1 protein-coding gene and 1 pseudogene are annotated in these 703 nt (G+C 61.5%); both read left to right on the top strand.

Annotated features, from left to right (window positions below):
• Positions 1-309: hypothetical protein (locus EOA38_RS39625; protein ID WP_189435252.1), on the top strand; the 309-nt coding region annotated here is incomplete at its 5' end.
• Between the two features lie 33 nt (positions 310-342).
• A pseudogene (locus EOA38_RS40850) lies at positions 343-703 on the top strand (IS21 family transposase); the annotation flags it as partial.

The raw sequence follows: 703 nt of genomic DNA, 5'->3' as shown, positions 1-703 counted from the left end.
GTGTCGATGTGGCGCGATCAGTTTGCCGCTTCCTCACAGCCGATCGATGGCCCGAGGGGGAAAAGCTGCCAATCAGCCCACCTCGGGCTTCGCTTTGGCGGCGTGAGCGAAAAGCTGATCCGCATCATCCGCACGATGAAAAATTCCCTAGACGAGCCATTACTGCGCGGCGGTGGCCGGTTCAGCGACGACTACGATGGCCGCTGCGGGCGCGACAGAAGCCCCTGCGAGGGAGCTCTGATCGGGGCGCGCGGACTGGTGGTATGGGAATACCTATCGAACATAGCAGCGATAGGTACCGATGCCTAGCCTCCACATCCCAATCAACAGGTACATCGTTACATGTCTCGGCGTCGTCACCACACCCAGGCCGTTGCAGCCGCCAAGGCCGGTATCAGCGAACGTAGTGCGCGCCGGATCGACAAGAATCCGCGCCTGCTATCCCAGAAGAAGCGCCGCGGCACTGGCGTACCATGGCCGCCCTCCTGGAACAGATATGGCCACGCGTGGAAGAGCAGCTGAAGATCAGCGGCATTCTCACCGTCACCACTTTCGAGAGTATGTAAGACGAGTTCGGGGAGGCCGCCGTTCCCGATGGCGTCAGGCGAACCCTCGAGCGCCGGATTGCCCGTTGGCGGGTACTGAATGGGGGCGAAAAGGAGATCTTCTTCCCACAGCATCACGTGATCGGCCGGCAAGGCCT

The sequence above is a fragment of the Mesorhizobium sp. M1E.F.Ca.ET.041.01.1.1 genome, assembly GCF_003997355.1.
GTDB lineage: Bacteria > Pseudomonadota > Alphaproteobacteria > Rhizobiales > Rhizobiaceae > Mesorhizobium.
This window is presented reverse-complemented; position numbering and strand designations above follow the sequence as displayed.